Source organism: Flammeovirga sp. SubArs3, from assembly GCF_947387565.1.
Lineage (GTDB): Bacteria > Bacteroidota > Bacteroidia > Cytophagales > Flammeovirgaceae > Flammeovirga > Flammeovirga agarivorans.
Genome location: NZ_CANDOA010000012.1, coordinates 77,208 through 96,888, shown reverse-complemented (window position 1 = coordinate 96,888; position 19,681 = coordinate 77,208). Strand labels below are relative to the sequence as shown.

The following is a 19,681-nucleotide window of genomic DNA, read 5'->3' as shown; positions in this document are numbered from 1 at the left end:
TTATGTCTCTTTATTAATTAAATGTTGTATAGATTATACTAACACATTCTCTTTTTTATCAGAATTGATAGCGTTTTTACTTCCTTTATTCTTCTGTTTTGCCTCTTTAAAGCGTCTGTATGAAGAAATACCAGTACCTATACCTAATAAGATAGTACCTATCCAAAGGATACTGATGAATGGTTTCTCGACAGCTTTCATGATTACCCAATCCTTTTGAGTAGTTTCAGCAGTAAATACAAAAGAGTTTTCTTTAGGAAGAATTTCTTTTAAGACAACTCGTAAACCAAGCTCTCTGTCTGTTGAAGGTAGCATACCTGCTTCCCAATCTTCCATTACACCATCAATACCCATACGTTTTACTTTTGTAAGAATATATGAAGGTTTTAAATCAATACTTTTATTATTTCCTACTAAAACTCTAAGTGTTGCTTGTAAAGCGACATCTTCTGGTTTGATGTTATAGCCTGGAGCTTTTTCAAGTGGTTTTACACCATCAAAAATTACTACATAATCATTTAGGTAGGTAGTATCACCTATAGACATTTTCAGAGGGTCTTGCATTGTCCATTCTACTTCTTCATCACTTACAGCTAAGTTTGTTATGTGAGTATACATGTCCTTGTTCCAGAATGAGGCAATATCTGGAGATGGGATAGGTCCCATATCTTCATTATCTTGAACTCTAGGGAATAAGGAGAACATTTCTCCATCATCACTCTTATATTCGATCTCGTAGTAGATATTTTCATTGTAAATTTGGATTTCATCGCCAACTTGGGCTTTAGTCTCACCATCTACAATAATATCTTCAACAACTACTGCTTTATAAGGATCTGATGCCTTTTGCTTCACAAAGTCTTTATTGAAATATCCAGGGACATCTTGAGAAGTTAACCTTGGACCTTTGTATGTTAAGTAGTATTTACCCATTCTTTTCGAGTGACCTCTAAAAAGAAGGACATTCTCTTTGTTCATTTCCTCAGGGAATTCACTATTATAAATTCTACCTGAAGTATTCAACGAGATCACTTGTTCGTATCCAGAAGAACTTAAGATACCTAATAACATCAATGCAACCCCAATATGGCTGACAGAACCTCCAGATACAGCAATTTTACCTTTAGTATACTGAATCAATACTTGAGTATTTGCGACTAAACTGAATATTGCAGCGGTTAAAAGGATGATGTATGTAGGTTGGTGTACATTACCTAAAATGATGATTAATGCTGTAATCAACATAGTAGCTACATAAGGTACTGATAACGTACTCCAGATGTTTTCTTTATTTAGTCTCTTCCAGAAGAAGAATTGTGTTGTACCTGATACTAATGCTAATGCTACCGCAAACCAAAGTTGGAATTTAGTATAGAAAGCTACCGCATCAGCTGGAGGTGCAACATTTGATTCTATTCCAAAGTTAGAAAGAAGTGCATTCCAAGCAGGAATTGAAGTAGGTACTAACACTTGGAAACTCATAAGAGTTAATACTGTAGAACCTATGAATAACCAGAATTCTGGGCTATATGCAGATGCTTCTTCAGGATCTGAAGGCATACTTTTCCATCTTCCTACAAATAATACAATGGCAATTGCAGTAAAGAAGATAAGGTATAATAATAGTTGTCCTGAAAGACCTAAGTCTGTAAACGAGTGGACTGAAGCCTCTCCCAATACACCAGATCTTGTAAGGAACGTTGAATATAAAATTAAGATAAAAGCACTTACCACTAGAATCATACTAGTTTTTAAAGCAGCAAAGCTCTTATGTTGAATGATCATTAAATGAAGACCTGCTACTAAAATTAACCAAGGTACATATACTGCATTTTCTACTGGGTCCCAGTTCCAATATCCACCAAAGTTTAAGGTTTCATAAGCCCAATAAGCACCCATCATAATACCAATACCTAAAACGGAGATAGCTAGGATTACCCATCCCATACTTGGTTTAACCCAACCTTGGTAATCTTTTTTCAATAAAGCTGAAATTACAAATGCAAATGGAACTAATGTAAGAGCAAACCCCATAAATAAGGTAGGAGGGTGAATCACCATCCAAATATTTTGTAGTAATGGATTTAATCCAGTACCATCTTCGGGAACAAAATTCGGATTAGTAGCGAACACCGGAGCTTCAATAGCGTCTCTTAATAATATAAATGGAGAAGAGCCTATTTTTGATCCAAAAACTGTAATACCAAGCACCATTGAAATAAGGAAAGCTTGAACAGCAGCGACAATGAACATAACATCAAATTCCCAATCACCAGACTTTCTAATGATGAAAAAGGCAATTAGAACATGCCAAAACGACCAAACTAAGAAACTACCTTCTTGTCCTTCCCAGAAACTTGATACTATATAATAAGCCGGTAAGTTGTTTGAAGAGTGACTCCATACATAATGATATTCATAGTAGTGATTGAAAATCATATAGAATAGAATACATACAATACTGAAAACGGAAATACCATGGATGGTAAAAGAGCCTCTAGCAAGACTTTTCCAGCGTTGTTTCTCAACCTCGTTTTTTTCTATTGCTGTAAGGCGATATGAAATGGCAGCAATAATTGCAGTAACGAAAGCTACAATAATTGAAATATGCCCTAAATCACCAATGAAAGAGTGAATCATTTTGATTGTTATTTGATCTTGTGGGGTGTACGATCCCTTTTTTACAAAACTACAAAAGAGGTCAATGAACCCCTAATACCCTATACGTTATTAACTTTCCTTTTGATTTGAAAGTTTGATTGTTGTTGTAACGACTACAAATATAACATTTGTTTAGTCTTCTTGTTCAAATGGAAGGAAAATAGAGTGCCCTTCGACAACTTGTGGATTGAATTCTTGTATCAATTGAATACCTTCCTTCTGATTGTCATAATACATATCAGCAATCTTTTTTAAAGTTTCTCCTTTTTGAACCAGGTGTGTGCCTTTTACAGGTACGATAAACCAGTTCTCATCCATTACTACTTTTGCTTCAATAGCTAATGGATTATAGATATTGAATTTTTCAGCTATCTGGATTCTGTTGAAACGACTTCTTGTATCTCTAAAAAGAGCATACATTCTATAGCGTTCGTTGTCAAAAGCATCAAAGTCTCTTTCTGCGATAGATTGAATATGTTGTTTCTGATACCTTCTAAAAGCTTCAATTTCTTTTTCGGCTTTATTGAGTTTAGTCTGTAAAGAAGCTAACTCTTTATCTTTATTGGTGAGTTCTCCTTTCCAATTTACCTTGTTTTGTGTATACATGAAGATCACAAGGAGGGCAAAAAGTAAGAACCCAACAAAATTGTAGATTTGGTTTTTCTTTTGATTGGGGTTCGCTAATTTTTTATCGGCTTCTTTTTCATATGGAAAAACTTCTTGAAGTGCTTTTTCTCTATTTCTGCTTGGAGCATTATCTCTTAAAAACTCGCAAGGCAGAACTCCACAAAAAGCAATATTGTTATCCGTATTGTTCTGAATTAAGCTTTCGGCAATTACTTGTGGAAGGGAAGACGTAAATACCTGTTTTAAAGTCTTTGGCGGGGTATTAAAAAGTAAAGAAGCATTGCCTATAATTAGTATATCATCCTCATTTAATAAAAAAGGTGTAGCAACATTGGTGTTTTTTGTATGTGGAGGAGATAAAAAACGACCTTCTCTAAACACAAAAACTCTTAATTGACCATTTCGAGTGTGCCACATTCTTCGGTCTTTTAAATAGACAAGCACATAGTCATCACCTGCAAAATTTTTGATCGTATTTGCGGCTTCCTTTAAGGCTAATTGTGGTTTCTTACTTTCTTTGAAAGCACTGTCAACCGTTGATCTAGTTTGTTCGTCGTTATTTTTTGAAAGCATACAACCGCCGATTACAAGGCTGTCGTTACTTTCTTCTTGTAGCCAAACATGGGTGATATCTGCATTAGATGAGCTATCACCTAGAGTATATTTTTGTGTGGTTGCGATCGTCATTCTTGATGTGAAAAAATAAGTAATTATTCTAAATCACTTATTGAAAACATATATTCCACTCTACGGTTTTCTAGGTGCTTTGCATTTGAACATTTTACATTGTTTTTGCACCCATTTAGCAAGCGGTTTTCTCCAAACCCGTCTGCAATAATCCGCTGAGGTTTTATCCCATACGAAATTAAGCAGTTTTTGAGAGAGTTTGCCTGTTTTTTTGACAATTTTAAATTAAAATCGTCATCTCCTCTAGAGTCTGTATGACAGTTGATGATCAGTCGGTAATAAATATTTGACTTCATCTCACTAGCTATTGCTCTTAATTCCGTTTCTGATGATGCCGTTAACTTATCGGTATTTACTTCAAAAGGATACTCTTTAAGTTGTGTAAAGATTGAGGTTGGCAGTTGAATATCATGATCTATCTTGGGAGCCTCCACTTTGATCCGTTCTTGGAAAAGTAACTCACCGTCTTCACTTTTTAGGATGATGTGATAAATTCCATAATGCCCTACAATAATCTCAAAAGCGTTACTGTTAGATAATTCGATTTGGAAGTATTGATTTAATCTCACATCAAAAAGAGTACATTTTATATTTTGTTTGGAAGGAGGGTTGATAATCTTACCAGTGATGTTTGCATATCCATCACTCTTCTTCATGATAAACTGAACACTAATTTTTTGTTGTGGGCTAATATTATTTGTATTGATACTAAAAGCATCGTTGGTAGTTTCCCATCCATTTTTTTGACATAAAATTACAAACTTCTGATGATGGGGTAATTCTAAATTGAATTTACCATTTTTATCAGACTTACTTCGTTGATAGACTTTTAGACCATTGGTTCTTTGCGATGTATCTGCAACAAAAACAATCACATCTGCTTCATTTATAGATTTGTGTTTTTCAGAATAAACAGAACCAATAATTGAGATTTTTTGACTGCCAAAAAGTGAATTTGACGTAAGAGCAAAGGCTAAAAAGCAAAAAAAAGATAGGATTTTATATGAGTTAAACATTATCATTTATGGAGTCTGACTTATTTAAGCTTTCTTTTTTACCGTCTTTGGAAGATTTGAGAAAAGGCTGAATTGTAATAACTTGAGTAAGAAAATTTTATATATTACACAACTTATTATATTAACATACGTTATAAGTTTGTATATTTGACTTTGACTTCAAAATTATCCTATACCTAAAAAATGGTACTTTCTGTTATGCGATTTTCTCATTGTTATTATAGAAGAGCCCTACTTTTATGTGTTGCGTTGCTATCATCTTTTGCCTTAACTGAAGCTTCCAACAAAGAATTTACACTCAAAGGAATTTACGTTGATAGTGACAACGGGAATACCATTGAGGGCGTAAAGGTTTGCATTCAAAATATCAAAAGTGGTGCCAAGACTACGATCTATACCGACCAAAATGGGCAGTTTGTGATTACTCTAGAAGGAGAGGCAGAGTTTAAAGTATATGGTACAAAACCATTGTATTTTGATCAAGAAGAACATAATCTGACAACTATAGGTCTAACAGACGAAGAAATTATTGAAATGTCTTTTGCTATCGAAGAAGTACATTTTAATACACTTTATACATTGACGAACTTAGAGTTCGAAATCAATAGTCATTTTAATGTCATCAATGGTGAAGAACAAATCACTTTCCTATCTGATTTATTAAGAACAAATCCAGATGTTAAGGTGACCATTCGAGTACACTCTGATTCAAGAGGTGCAGATATTTATAATAAAGAAATGACACAAAAGAGGGCAGATTATTTAAGAGAAGTCTTGATGTCCAAAAAAGTAGCTGCTTCAAAAATTGACGCTGAAGGTATCGGTGAGGAAGAATTACTTAATGATTGTGGAAATGGTATTAAGTGTTCAGCAGGAAAACATTTAGAAAATAGAAGAATAGAGTTTATTCTTAGTAAAGGGTAAATCAAAAAAATATATTTTAGTTCAATAAAAAAGACCTTGATTCAAAAATCAAGGTCTTTTTTCATGTGCAGAAACTAGTAATTAAGCTTCTACTAATAATTTTGCAAGTGTTTCTCCGATATCAGCAGGAGACTTAGAAACAGCGATACCACATTCTTCCATGATACGCATTTTTGCTTCAGCTGTATCCTCGGCGCCGCCAACGATAGCTCCAGCATGTCCCATTCTTCTACCTTTCGGTGCAGTTTGACCAGCGATGAAACCTACAACCGGCTTAGGGTTGCCTTGTTCTTGGATCCACTTAGAAGCTTCAGCTTCATAGTTACCACCAATTTCACCAATCATTACGATAGCATCAGTGTCAGGGTCAGCCATTAGTAACTTAACAGCTTCTTTAGTAGATGTTCCAATAATTGGATCACCACCAATACCGATAGCTGTTGAAATTCCGTAACCCGCTTTTACGATTTGGTCTGCAGCTTCATAAGTTAAAGTTCCTGATTTAGAAACGATACCTACTTTACCTGGCTTGAAGATGAAACCTGGCATAATTCCTACTTTAGCTTCGCCTGGAGTAATTACACCCGGACAGTTTGGTCCGATAAGAGTAACGTCTTTGTCTGCTAGGTAGTTTTTCGCTTTAACCATGTCTGCAACTGGGATACCCTCAGTAATTGCAATAATTACTTTGATACCAGCATCTGCAGCTTCCATAATCGCGTCTGCAGCAAATGCAGGGGGAACGAAAATGATAGAAACATTGGCACCTGCTTGTTCTACCGCATCAGATACAGTATTGAATACAGGACGCTCTAGGTGAGTTTGACCTCCTTTACCAGGAGTTACACCACCTACTACATTTGTGCCGTAAGCAATCATTTGCTCGGCATGAAAACTGCCCTCAGATCCAGTAAATCCTTGAACAATTACTTTTGAGTCTTTATTGACCAATACACTCATGGTTGTGTTGGTTATTTGTTAGTAAATATTAATATTACCTTTTCGGTTGCAATTTATACAATTAGATTGTCAAAGTGAACAAAGATCATTCTTTTTCTTTGAAATTATCATTGTATAGTCGCTATATATGTGAAAATACGATTTTTAGTACAACTTATACCCGAATAAGCAAATATGAAAAAGGTTTTAACGCAGTTTTTTGTGATTTTAGTGAGAGGTTATCAATTATTAATCTCTCCTTATACTCCATCTTCTTGCAGATATACTCCGACTTGTTCTGAGTATACAGTACAAGCTTTGAAAAAGCATGGTTTAATTAAAGGAGGAAAGTTAGCGATCAAGCGAATTAAAAGCTGTCATCCTTGGGGAGGAAGTGGGTATGATCCAGTACCTTAACTTTTTTTGTGTTAATGATTAGAATTTAAGCTAACGTTTTTGTATTTTTAGTCTTATATCCATTAAATGTGATTATTTTATAGAAAAATATAAATAAATGAAGATTCTTTCGTTCAAAAACGTAATTGCTTCAGTTTTATTAGCCAGCGCATCAACATTGGGAGTAGTAGCCCAAGACAATTTGGTAGATGGGACTAAATTAAAAGTAGTTAACCAAGTCAAAACCACACCTGTAAAAAGCCAAGGAAGAACAGGTACATGTTGGAGTTTCTCAACAACGTCATTCATTGAGTCAGAATTAATGAGAAAAGGGAAGGGGGAATACGACCTTTCTGAAATGTACTTTGTAAGAAACACTTACCCTGTTAAAGCAGATAAATATGTTCGTCGTCAAGGAAAAACTCAATTTGGCGAAGGAGGATTAGCTCATGATGTCATGAACATTATTAAAGAGAACGGTTTTGTTCCTAATAATGTCTATGATGGAAAAGGAGGAAGTAAAGGTGGATATGATCATCAGGAACTTTTTGGTGTAATGGAAAGTATGTTGAAGACATTAGCTTCTTCAAAAACAGTTTCTCCAAAATGGAAAAATGCATTAGAAGCAGTATTGGATGCTTACATGGGAGCAACACCAACATCTTTTGAAGTAGATGGAAAATCGTATACACCTCAGCAATTTGCTTATGAAATGGATTTCAATCCAAGCGATTACATTGAGTTAACGTCTTTCACTAATTTTGATGATTATTCTCCATGTGTCTTAGAAATACCTGATAACTGGTCAAATGGAATATATTATAACTTACCACTTGCAGACCTTGAAAGAGTTATGGATAATGCTTTAGATAAAGGTTATTCTTTAGCTTGGGACGGTGATGTATCAGAGAAGTCTTTTTCACACAAACAGGGAAAAGCAACCATTGAAGAAGAAAATGGTAAAGAAATAAAAGTAACTTCAGAATTAAGACAAGAAGCTTTTGATTCTTACGTTACCACTGATGATCATCTTATGCATATCGTAGGTATTGTAAAAGATAATGATGGTAAAAAATACTATGTCACTAAAAATTCATGGGGGGCTAACTCAAATGATTTTGGTGGATACTTATATATGTCTGAAGGTTATATTCAAATGAAAACTGTATCTGTTATGGTCCATAAAGATGCAATTCCTTCTGACATCAAAAAGAAAATAGGATTAATTTAATCTGTATAGCTACTTAAATTACACTGGGACATCGTTCTCAGTGTAGACTTTTTTAATTTTTAGTAATTACGTGCGATGACTCTCAAGAAAAAAAGAATGATGAATACTGTGCCTAGGGTGATTGAACTTGAAGAGCATGGGTCATATAATATGGGTTTTCTAACTCCTGTCAATGAAAATAAGCAAATACCGTTTGCTATAAAAAGAGTTTTCTGGACACATGGAGCTAACAAAGATACAGTTAGAGGAAACCATGCACATAAAGAAACAGAAGAAGTAATTGTTGCTATTAATGGTTCTGTTGAGATTGAGGTAATTATGGAAGATATGAAGAGACAGGTGTTTATCTTAGATAATCCATGTCAAGCATTATATCTACCACCAAGAGTATGGAGAACTATTTATTTTAGCAAAGATGCAATTACATTAACTTTGGCATCAACTGACTACGATCCGGAAGATTATGAAAAGGATATGGTCAATTGGTTACAAAGAGACTATTCTGATGAGAAATTTTATGATCAATAATTAGATTTTGGAATAAAATTTGATTTTATTATTTAAATTTTCTTAATACTACTTCACTTAGGACTGTATCGCTAGGTGTTTTTTTCCGGTAGAAAATTGCTATCTACCAATAATTAGTTTCGGTAACACATGAAATGAATTTATTTGAACTTATACATTCATGTTCTTTTCTTTAATTATACCATGACTAGGACACTATTATATAAGATATTACTTACCTCTACACTAACTTTTTTTACTTTGAATGCTGCATTCTCACAAGAAAGTAAAGCTTTAGAGCATTTTGTAGAGGCGGAAAACTTACGAAAAGGAAACAAATTGATAGAAGCTATCGATGAATACACTCTTGCCATCAAATACGATTCAATGCAAGAGCAGTATTATCTGATGAAAGCTAAGTGTCAAGTTTCTGTTAATCAGTTTAATAATGCTATCAATACGTTTGAACAAGCGTTGGAATTCTTTCCTGAAAATGGATTTATGAATTATCAATTGGCTCGTTTATACATGCGTAAAGATTATTATGATGAAGCTATTGAGTATTATGATCAAGCTTATAAGCATTTATCAAATAGTAATAAGTCGCAGCGTATTAACTCCAAGAATCAAATCATTATGATTTTGTTTAAGGAGGAAGAGTACGATAAGATCCGTCCACATATCAACGACGTATTGAGTTTATCTGATAATAATTACATCGCATTATATTATTCAGGTAAGCTTCATAATATGAACGGTGAATATGAAAAAGCGGTTGAAGACATTAAACAGGCATTAAATTTCACTCCTAACAATAATAGTCAGACAGCAAGATTCTATTATGAACTTGGGTATGCTTATTACAACTTGGAGGAATATCAATTGCTGAATTCTGTGATAGAGAAAGCCAATTATGGATCATACCGAAAGTTAGTGGCTAAACTTACACCAGAATATAAGTATTGGATTGCGATGTGTTATTACCAAATATATGATTTTGATAAATCAACAAACTTACTGTTTGATGCATTGAAGCAAGATCATTCAAATGTTAAAGCACATGAACTTCAAATAAGAATTGCTGAAGTGACATCAGATAAGTCAGAACAGATTGATAAGGCATATATGATGATCGATAATCTTCAGGATAAGCATAGGAAATCAAAAATTTATGAAGATATTGCTAATTGGCAATTATCATCACAATTATATGATGAATCTGTTGAATCTTGTGATTCAGCATTAATCTTAGACGAATACAATTACAATGTGAAGTACACAAAGGCTGTAGCTTTATTTAAAATGAATAAACTACAAGAATCAATTGATGTACTGAACGAATTAGTAAATTATAATGGGTTGGATGTAAAGACGAAAGCAAAATATCACTTTACATTAGGAATTGCAGCAATGAAGAATGAGAAAGTTGATTTAGCGATCAACTCATTTAAAAGTGCAAAACTCGATAAGAACTTTAAGATTGCGGCAGATGATGCGCTTACTTACTTAGATACTAAAAAAGACAGTATCTAAAACTTTTACTATCAATAAAAAATCCCTCAAAATTAAAGTATGAGGGATTTTTTTTAGTCTCTTATTTCCCAACCGCTATCTGAGGCTGGTTCTTCTTTTGGTTTGTCTTTCCAACCACTAATTGGTAAAATATAGGAGAGCGTTACTCCACCAACAGTTGCTGTGGTTCTATTTGTAGAAGATCTATCTGCATTTTTGAGAACATCTGTCATACTTGCAGCAAACCTGCCTTCAAATTGAAAATGTCCAAATTTTGTCAAAATATTAAAACCAACACCACCTGCTAAATAAACGACAGCAGGGTTAGCTTCTCTTTCGTAATAATCGTAACGTTGATCGTTCAAGTCGCCAATCACTTCCTTTTGTTCTCCTACAAGAAAATCGAATTGCGGTCCTAATAGAATAACAAATTGAAAATTCTTCTTTCCAATATAGATGTTGGTTAGTGCTGGGACGGATATATAATTCATTGAGCGATCATATACGAATTCCGTCAGGTTTTCTTGATTATATTCTTTCCAACCAATTTTATTGTAAGTTGCTTCTAGCTGTAACCCAAAAAACTTCTCAGCATTGTATTTAAAAACAACACCAAATGTTGGAGCAGCTACAGGAGCCTGACTAATAGGGGCAGTTGTAAAAGCAACAGCAGATGAATAATAACCTCCTTTTATACCCGCAGCAATCCTTGGAGGATCTAACTTATTTTTTTGAGCATAAATGGTGGAGATACTTATCAAAATCAAGCCACAAGTAAAAAGAAACTTACGGAATATGGATTGCATGAATTAAAAAATCAAATTTGATGAACAAGTAAAGATAGTTATCTAATTAGTATATTCGTTAAAACCGAAAGAAATTATTCTGATTTGAACCTCTAATTATTACTGAATCTTAGATGAACACCATAAATAAAGCAGACCTCTATCAAAAGATATTAAACCAACATTTTGGGAATGATGTAAGGCTATCTGATACTTCTTCAATTACTGGTGGTTGTATTAATGAATCGATAAAACTGGATACTAACCAAGGGTCATTTTTTATTAAGCATAATAATGAAATGCCACTCTCATTTTTTGAAGCTGAGCGTAAAGGTTTAGAGTTGTTGAAGAAAAACTCATCATTTACAGTACCTAACGTACTAGCATTAGGTAAAGAAGAGAGGTTTAGTTACTTAATATTAGAGTATGTTGATAGTAAGCGATCGACAGAAAATTATTGGAAAGATTTAGGTGAGAAGTTGGCAGAGATGCATCAGGTATCGTCAGTAAAGTTTGGTCTAGATAGTGACAATTATATTGGGAAGCTACCGCAATCCAATACTACAACAAAAGAATGGCTTCCTTTTTTTATACATGAAAGGCTTTTGCCGCAAGTGCATTTAGGAATAAAGAATGGTTTTTTATCATCAAGCTATATTGATAAAATAGAGCGTTTAAGTGATCAATTAAAAGATTATTTTCCAATTGAGCAACCCGCATTTTTACATGGAGATTTGTGGAGTGGTAATACAATGGTAGGAAGCCAGGGTGAGCCTTGTTTAATTGATCCAGCTATTTATTTTGGCCATAGAGAATCAGAACTGGCTTTTACAACTATGTTTGGTGGTTTTGATGAATCGTTTTTCCATGCTTACTACGATGTTTTTCCTTGGGAAGAGGGGATTAAAGAAAGATTAAAGGTTTATAACCTTTATCCTTTGTTAGTTCATCTCAATTTATTTGGAAGAGGCTATTTATCTGAAATTGAAGATGTTTTGAATGTTATAGACAATTTCTAGCTTTTTTATCGATATGATTTTGTTATTCATCGAAAAAAAGCGGCCCTTAACCGAAATTAAATCTTTGTAAATAAAATATAATGTACTTTTGAGTATGCTTATTAGAAAAGCATCTAGGGTGACACCCGATGTAATGCTCTCTGTGGAGAATAGTTAAAAAAGATATTTAAGGATTATTTGGTTTAATTGTTAAGGGGAAAGAAACTTACTTTTTTAAGGTAAGTTTCTTTTATTTTTATATCATATAGAGTTTTCATTGTAAATAAACTCTAAAGGATTTTCGTAGATAAAATTAAACCCAATCTTATTGACGATTTTATCACTATTAATGATCTTGAAAGGAGGGGCTTTATCTTCCGAAGAAAAAGTAGGCATAATGTAATCACCATATTTTAATGATGCTTCATATACAGATTTCTTTGGAGGATGTTCAGGAGCAACAACATTAAAGACCTTATTCCAGCTGTTATGATCATTTACTTCTAATATTTTCATAATTGATCTTACCGCATCATCTCTGAAAGTGTAGTTCACAGGAATATCACCATAGCTAAGATCCTTTTTGCCATCAACATATTTTGCAGGAATTCTATCATAACCCATTAAACCTCCAAATCTTAAAACAGTAGCATCCAAGTCTGTATTGATCCTTAAGACTTCTTCGGCCATAGTAATTGCTTTGGATTTAGAGTGATGTGAAACTTCTGCATTCTCATTTATTTCCTTATTACTATTTTCATAAACACTTATAGAACTGCTATAAATTACCTTATTGACAGGCAAGTCTTCTATCAAGTCTTTAATAACTTTTATTTGTTCAGCATGATAAGTAACCATATTATGCTGTCTAAATCTTGGGGGTAGTAAAATTATGACTACATCGGTGTCTAGAAGGTCTTTTAGAGCCTCCATATCTTGACAAGTCGGAGTAAATTTTAGTAGATAAGCTTTTGCTCCTTTTGTGCGAATATCAATGAGTTTTTCTTCTGTACTTGTTGATGCTTTTACATTGTACCCTGCCTCTATTAATTGATCAATTAAAGGCATGCCCAACCATCCAGCTCCAATAATACTAACATTTTTTATTGCAGAGAATTCCATAATAGTCTGTCAAGTTTGAGTTTCTTATTTGATGTATGGAAGATAATAAATTCAGCATTACAAATTACCCTATCCTTCTGAAAAGTAACTGAAAACACTCAAAATGTATTAATTAGACCGTACCGGTTCTTCAAATGGTACGTTTTCATTTATCATGTACATCAAAAAATAATACCGGAGCGATTCAAGAAAATCAATCTTCTACATTGCAGAGTGTCCTTTACAATCCATGCCAACTGATTGGTATATCTTTTTAACTAAATGAAATGAAAATGAAAAAACTAACGAAAGGAGTGATAGGTATGCTCTGCTATTTGCTGTGCCTTTCCTATCAATCCGCTTATGCTCAACAGGCAGATGGAACCGAAGTATATTTACAAGGTTTCCATTGGGAATCAGCAGATGCTGAGAAAATGGACTGGTGGGCAAACTTAGACTCTAAAGTAACGGCTATTAAAGCAGCTGATATCGATGGTGTGTGGTTACCACCTTCTTCTGATGCAGCAGATCGAGCAGGCTACCTTCCTAGAAAATGGTACGATTTAAATTCAAACTATGGTACTCAGCAAGAATTGATAGACTTAATTGCTCATTTAAAAAGTGAAGGGATTATTTCTATCGCAGATATTGTGATAAATCACAGAGTAGGCTGTACCAATTGGGCTGATTTCTGTGAACCTGCTTTGGGGTGTAATGCAATCACCCAAGATGATGAGGTAAACGAACAATTTCCTGGACAAGGATGTGGAGATTGGGATACAGGAACGCCTTATAGTGCTGCTAGAGACATCAACCATAATGATAATGAAACAAGACAGGCAATTAAAGATTGGATGAATTGGTTGATCTCTGATATTGGTTATGCCGGTTGGAGATATGATTTTGTTCATGGTTTTGGAGCAGGTTTCTTTGCTGAATACAATAATGCAACATCACCTTATATTTCAATTGGAGAAAACTGGACAGGTGATACACAAGCGATTGTTAATTGGATGGATGGAGCACAAGGTACTTCTACAGCTTTTGACTTTCCTTTGAAGTTCGCATTGCATGAAGCAATGAATGGTAATTATGGAGCTTTAAATAATGGTGGTAAAATGCCAGGTATTGCAGGAGTTTGGCCGCAAAACTCAGTGACTTTCTTGGAAAATCACGATACTGAGCCAGTACGTCAAGGTGATCATCCAGGTAGTGCTTTCCCTAATGATCCTTCTTCAAATTCTCAAATACTTCAAGGATATGCTTATATCTTAACACATGCTGGATCTCCAATGGTGTTCTATTCTCATTTATTTGAGTATGGTTTGTATGATGATATTGCCAATATGGTAGCCCTTAGAAAAGCGAATGGTATTCATAGCACAAGTACTGTGAGTATCCAACAAGCTGATGGAAGCGGATATGCTGCAATTATTGATGATAAGGTGGCTGTGCGTTTAGGAAATACAAATTGGTCTCCTTCTGGATCAGGTTGGGTATTACAATCTGATGGATTAAATTATGCGATTTGGGATAAAGGTACAGGGGTCAATCAATCACCTATTGTAACAATTAACCCTCAAGTTTCTCAATCAGATAATCCTTTAGAAGTAGAATTAACAGTTTCTGATGATAGAGATACACAATTAGATATTTTTTATACGTTAGACGGCACTACACCATCAGTGTCTTCAACAAAATATAATGGACCTTTTATGCTTGCTTCTACTACGACAGTAAAAGCAATTTCTTTTGATGCTGATGGTAGGTCAGGGTACGATGAAAAGAAATTCTACATTGGTGAGCAATTACCGGAAATGTCTGTTTATGTTCGAAAACCATCAGGGTGGGGAACATTATATGCACATCATTGGGCAGCTGTACCAGCAGGAGTTATTGATGATACAGAGTGGCCAGGAGCTACAATGCAAAAAGTTGATGGTACTGCAAGCTGGTATAAAATAACTTTAGCAGGAGCTGAAAGTGCAAGCTTTGTTTTCCATGATTATAATGCCAATCAAGACGAAGATGTCACAATAAGTGGTTCATCATGGTATGATGGAGGAGTAGTAACTTCAACTTGCCCAGGAGACTGTCCGCCTATTGATGAAGATGTAACTGTTGAAGTGAATATTGCTCCATCATCAACATCATTCGACAATCAAATAGAGGTTGCTTTAAGTGGAACCCAAGGAGCAACAATCCATTATACTTTGGATGGAACAACGCCTAGTTCATCATCAGAAAGTTATACATCCCCAATCGTAGTTACTGAGACAACGACAGTAAAAGCTTTAGCGGTTTTAGGAGAAAATATATCAGAAGTAATTACGGCAACTTATAGCAAGAATGATATTATAGAAGATGATAAGCCAATTGCAAAAACTTCAGGTTTTACTTGGGATAATGCAACGGTATATTTCACTATGACCGACCGTTTCTATGATGGCGATCCATCAAATAATAATTCTTATGGTAGAGGAACGAATGGTAATGGACAAGGTTATACTGACGATTCTTCTGCGGGTGAATTTCATGGAGGTGATTTGAAAGGTATGACAGCCAAGCTAAAAGAAGGCTACTTTGAATCGATCGGTGTCAATGCTATCTGGATTACTTCTCCAGTAGAGCAAATGCATGGATGGGTTGGTGGTAGCTCTGATGGTTCATTCAGACACTATGGTTACCATGGATACTATGCAATGGACTGGACAGAAATTGATCAGAACATGGGTACTGAAGCAGACTTTCAAGAGTTTATTGATGAAGCACATAGCAGAGGAATCCGTATTGTAGTGGATGTGGTTATGAACCATACAGGATACGTAACGATGCATGATATGGAGCAGTACAATTATGGTACTGTAGATCCAGCATGGAGATCTTGGCAGCCGTCAGGTAGCGAATCTTGGCATTCGTATCATGAGAAGTTTATAAATTACGCAAATGGTGGTACTTGGATGACAAACTATTGGGGTTCTGATTGGATGCGTCATCCGGATATTGAAGGGTACGATGACTGTTCTTCAGGCGGAGGAATTGATAATTGTGTGGGTTTCTTACCTGATTTGAAAACAGAAGATATTGCACCGGTCAATATTCCTCCAATTCTTGTCAATAAATGGTCTCAAGAAGGAACACTTAGTCAAAAAACGGCGGAATTAGATGCCTTCTTTAATGAAACAGGTCTACCAAGAGTAGTGTCAAACTATATGATATTCTGGTTGACGGATTGGGTGAGAAAATATGGTATTGATGGTTTCAGAATAGATACAGCAAAGCATGTTGAATTAGAGAGGTGGTCAAGATTAAAGCAATATGCTATCGCAGCATTGAAAGATTGGAAAGCTGAACACCCTGATCAGGCTATGGATGATGAAGAATTTTGGATGACTGCCGAAGTATGGGGGCATGGTAAGAACAAATCAGAGTACCATACTGTAGGTGAGTTTAACTCAGTAATCAATTTTAACTTAAAAAATGATGCTAGAGTAAAAAGTAGAGATGCTTCTTCATTAGAATCTTTATTTACAGAATATGCGACAATTAATGATGATCCAACGTGGAACTCCTTAAGTTATTTATCATCGCATGATGTTGCTCCATTATTTGATAGAAATAGCTTGAAAGCTGCAGCTCCTGCTTTCTTATTATTACCAGGTGGTATTCAGATTTTCTATGGTGATGAATCGGGTAGACCTAGTGGTAATTGGGCTGATGAAGAGCAAAATACTCGTTCAGACATGAACTGGGGTAATTTTGATAATGCTCAACATGAAGTGTGGAAGAAATTAGGAACGTTCCGTAGAGATCACCCAGCAGTAGGAGCTGGTACCCATCAAAAAATTGGGGATGCACCATATACTTTTGTAAGAGATTACAATAACCAAGAAAAGAGTATTGCAGATCGAGTAATAGTAGCTGTTGGAGCCTCAGGAAATGTTGAATTCAATGTTGGAGATTATTACATGGAAGGAGATACTGTTGTTGACCATTACTCTGGAGCAACTGATGTTGTAACTAATGGTAAGGTTCAATTTACTGCAGATGCAGAAGGAATTATACTATTGTATAACCGTAATTATGTATTTGTATCTCGTCCAGTTGTAAGTATATCTCCAGATTCACAATATGATCCGAATAGTATTACGGTATCAATTTCTGCAGTCGATGCGGATGATCCTAACCCTACTATTTACTATACAACTGAAGAAAATGCAGATGCATCTAATTATTTAAATTGGAATGTTTACACTGCTTCATTTGATCTAACAGCTTCTGCAACAGTTACAGCAGTAGCAGTAAATGCAGAAGGGAGGTCTGGTTCCGCTTCGAAAAAATACGCTATTGGTCAGATCGACCCTATCAACATCTACTATTATAAGCCCGCTGCTTGGGGTAATGCCAATATGCATCATTTTGATGCTACTCCTGTGGGTGTTACCGAGGATACTGTTTGGCCGGGAGTCAGTATGACATCAATAGGTGAAGGCTGGTACCATGCTACTGTAACTGCCTTATCAACGGGTATAGTATTCAATGATAATGGAGGTGCACAATCAGATGACCTTTCAAGAGATAGAGATGGCTGGTATAAAGATGGTCAATGGACAGACACTTGTCCCGGAAATTGTCCAGGAGAACAACCTCCAACAGTTGCTATTTCTCCAAATGGAGGAAATTACCCAGAAGGGAATGTCTCAGTAGGTATTTCAGCTACAAATGATGGTATTATCTATTATACGATAGATGGAACAACACCAACAACGTCATCATCTGTTTACCAAGGTAGTATAGCGATTACTGGAAGTGAATTGGATGAAGTAACAGTTAAGGCAATTGCAGTCAATGAGGTAGGAACAAGTTCAGAAGTTGAAGCAACATTTACATTCAGACAAATCTCGACTCATACAGTTTATGTGAAGAACTATACACATATCTATTATTGGGATGTTGAAGAAGGTGGTGTTGTAACAGAAGCAAATCCTGTACAATGGCCGGGTATTGCCTTAGAAGATGCTTCAGAATTGGGTTCAGGTTGGAAAAAAATCACAATTGAAGGAGGTACATGTTCGAATGTTATTTTTAATAACTCGGGAAGTGCTCAGACAGGTGATTTATCAACTTGTGGAAATGAAGGTAAAGGATATGACAATGGAGTATGGGTTGAAATTGGAGAAGATACTACTTCACCTACTTTAGGTATGACTCCTTCATCATCTTTTTCAGGTCAAGGAGTAGTGACAATCACAGCAAGTGATAATAGAACAACTTCACCGCAGATTTTCTATACAATTGATGGTAGTACACCAACTAATTCTTCTTTGTCAGGTAATGGAACGGTTGAAATTACTTTAACTGAGGTTGGACAACATACAGTGAAAGCTTTTGCACAGGATGACGCTGGAAACGTTTCAGAGGTACAGTCTACTACTTACACTGTTGAGGAAGTTATTGGTGGTTTCAAAGTATATTTCCAAGGAGCTGAGAATCCATTGATTCATTATTGGAATGCTGAGCCAGTTGGAAGTTTTGCTTCAACAACTTGGCCAGGAGTAAGTCTAACTGCCGGTACAGATGGATGGTGGTATTTTGAATTTCCATCAAATGTCACTTCTGTAAATTTACTTTTTCATAATAACTCAGGTTACAAGTCTGCAGATCTGTCAAGAGATAAAGATGGATGGTACCGAAATGGTCAATGGTACGATGTTAAACCTGTAGACCCAACAGGATTAACAGTTCATTTTAAAAGTGGTTGGGGTGATGCTACAAAAATTCATTACTGGAACGCTTCAAATGGTGATGCAAGTGCATGGCCTGGAGAGAATATGATTTCAGAAGGAAACGGATGGTACCGTTATACTATTGAGGGAGCTACATCAGCAAATCTTCTATTTCATAATGGTAGTGGTTCACAAACTTCCGATCTATTCAGAGATATAGAAGGTTGGTATAAAGACGGTGTTTGGTACAACACTAATCCAGAAGATAGTGGTGCTAGATTAATCACTGCTTTACCATTGGAAGAAGAAATTGAATTAAACGTTTTTCCAACATTGGTAGACCACGAGTTATCGGTAAAATTAAAATTACCATTTGCTCAAGATATTGCATTATTTATGTATGACCTGAATGGTCATTTATTAGAAAAGAAAGAATATAACAACGTAGCACAAGGTGCTCATGTTTTCCAAATAGATATGAAAGATTTCACGACAGGAGTCTATATCATAAGGATGAGTTTGAATGATGAACTCATAACCAAGAAAATCATTAAGAAGTAATAGCTGAAGA

At 35.2% G+C, this 19,681-nt stretch carries 13 protein-coding genes; 7 read left to right on the top strand and 6 right to left on the bottom strand.

Translation table 11 applies throughout. The features are described 5' to 3' along the window. Positions 1–33: 33 nt before the first annotated feature. From ccsA to QL232_RS23985, 3 genes are all read right to left on the bottom strand, one after another. Positions 34–2,640, bottom strand: coding sequence for a cytochrome c biogenesis protein CcsA (gene ccsA / locus QL232_RS23995; RefSeq protein ID WP_281616081.1), 2,607 nt, complete (start codon positions 2,638–2,640; stop codon positions 34–36). A 153-nt stretch (positions 2,641–2,793) separates the two neighbouring features. Continuing rightward, positions 2,794–3,975 (bottom strand): hypothetical protein, encoded by a 1,182-nt coding sequence (locus QL232_RS23990; protein ID WP_168882002.1) that lies wholly within the window; start codon positions 3,973–3,975, stop codon positions 2,794–2,796. 23 nt (positions 3,976–3,998) lie between these two features. Then, positions 3,999–4,991, bottom strand: coding sequence for an OmpA family protein (locus QL232_RS23985; RefSeq protein WP_281616080.1), 993 nt, complete (start codon positions 4,989–4,991; stop codon positions 3,999–4,001). Between the two features lie 198 nt (positions 4,992–5,189). Here QL232_RS23985 and QL232_RS23980 point away from each other — a divergent pair, with 198 nt between their 5' ends. Beyond that, entirely contained in the window at positions 5,190–5,915 is a 726-nt protein-coding gene (locus QL232_RS23980) for an OmpA family protein (protein ID WP_168882000.1), read from the top strand. An 81-nt stretch (positions 5,916–5,996) separates the two neighbouring features. On the opposite strand, the gene sucD is transcribed toward QL232_RS23980, so the two are convergent. Then, positions 5,997–6,875 carry a succinate--CoA ligase subunit alpha gene (gene sucD, locus QL232_RS23975; RefSeq protein ID WP_281616079.1) on the bottom strand — a complete coding sequence of 293 codons (879 nt, stop codon included), beginning with the start codon at positions 6,873–6,875 and terminating at the stop codon, positions 5,997–5,999. A gap of 174 nt (positions 6,876–7,049) precedes the next feature. Between sucD and yidD the strand changes: the two genes are divergently transcribed. The 4 genes from yidD (at position 7,050) to QL232_RS23955 (ending at position 10,521) form a co-directional block, all read left to right on the top strand. Further along, on the top strand, positions 7,050–7,271 hold the full coding sequence (gene yidD / locus QL232_RS23970; RefSeq protein WP_281616078.1) for a membrane protein insertion efficiency factor YidD: 222 nt from the start codon (positions 7,050–7,052) through the stop codon (positions 7,269–7,271). A 97-nt stretch (positions 7,272–7,368) separates the two neighbouring features. Further along, entirely contained in the window at positions 7,369–8,481 is a 1,113-nt protein-coding gene (locus tag QL232_RS23965; RefSeq protein WP_281616077.1) for a C1 family peptidase, read from the top strand. A gap of 75 nt (positions 8,482–8,556) precedes the next feature. Further along, positions 8,557–9,009: an FdtA/QdtA family cupin domain-containing protein gene (locus QL232_RS23960; RefSeq protein ID WP_168881996.1), complete on the top strand. Its 453-nt coding sequence runs from the start codon at positions 8,557–8,559 to the stop codon at positions 9,007–9,009. Between the two features lie 183 nt (positions 9,010–9,192). Continuing rightward, on the top strand, positions 9,193–10,521 hold the full coding sequence (locus QL232_RS23955; RefSeq protein ID WP_168881995.1) for a tetratricopeptide repeat protein: 1,329 nt from the start codon (positions 9,193–9,195) through the stop codon (positions 10,519–10,521). A 53-nt stretch (positions 10,522–10,574) separates the two neighbouring features. Here QL232_RS23955 and QL232_RS23950 read toward each other — a convergent pair whose 3' ends face one another. Continuing rightward, the gene (locus QL232_RS23950) at positions 10,575–11,306 is read right to left on the bottom strand and encodes a porin family protein (RefSeq protein ID WP_281616076.1); all 732 of its coding nucleotides are present in this window, start codon (positions 11,304–11,306) and stop codon (positions 10,575–10,577) included. Between the two features lie 113 nt (positions 11,307–11,419). Here QL232_RS23950 and QL232_RS23945 point away from each other — a divergent pair, with 113 nt between their 5' ends. Next, positions 11,420–12,304, top strand: coding sequence for a fructosamine kinase family protein (locus tag QL232_RS23945; protein ID WP_281616075.1), 885 nt, complete (start codon positions 11,420–11,422; stop codon positions 12,302–12,304). A gap of 240 nt (positions 12,305–12,544) precedes the next feature. Here the strand turns inward: QL232_RS23945 and QL232_RS23940 are convergent, their stop codons facing one another. Next, on the bottom strand, positions 12,545–13,405 hold the full coding sequence (locus QL232_RS23940; RefSeq protein ID WP_281616074.1) for an NAD(P)H-binding protein: 861 nt from the start codon (positions 13,403–13,405) through the stop codon (positions 12,545–12,547). 272 nt (positions 13,406–13,677) lie between these two features. On the opposite strand from QL232_RS23940, the gene QL232_RS23935 reads away from it, so the two are divergent. Further along, positions 13,678–19,671 carry a starch-binding protein gene (locus QL232_RS23935; protein ID WP_281616073.1) on the top strand — a complete coding sequence of 1,998 codons (5,994 nt, stop codon included), beginning with the start codon at positions 13,678–13,680 and terminating at the stop codon, positions 19,669–19,671. Positions 19,672–19,681 lie beyond the last annotated feature (10 nt).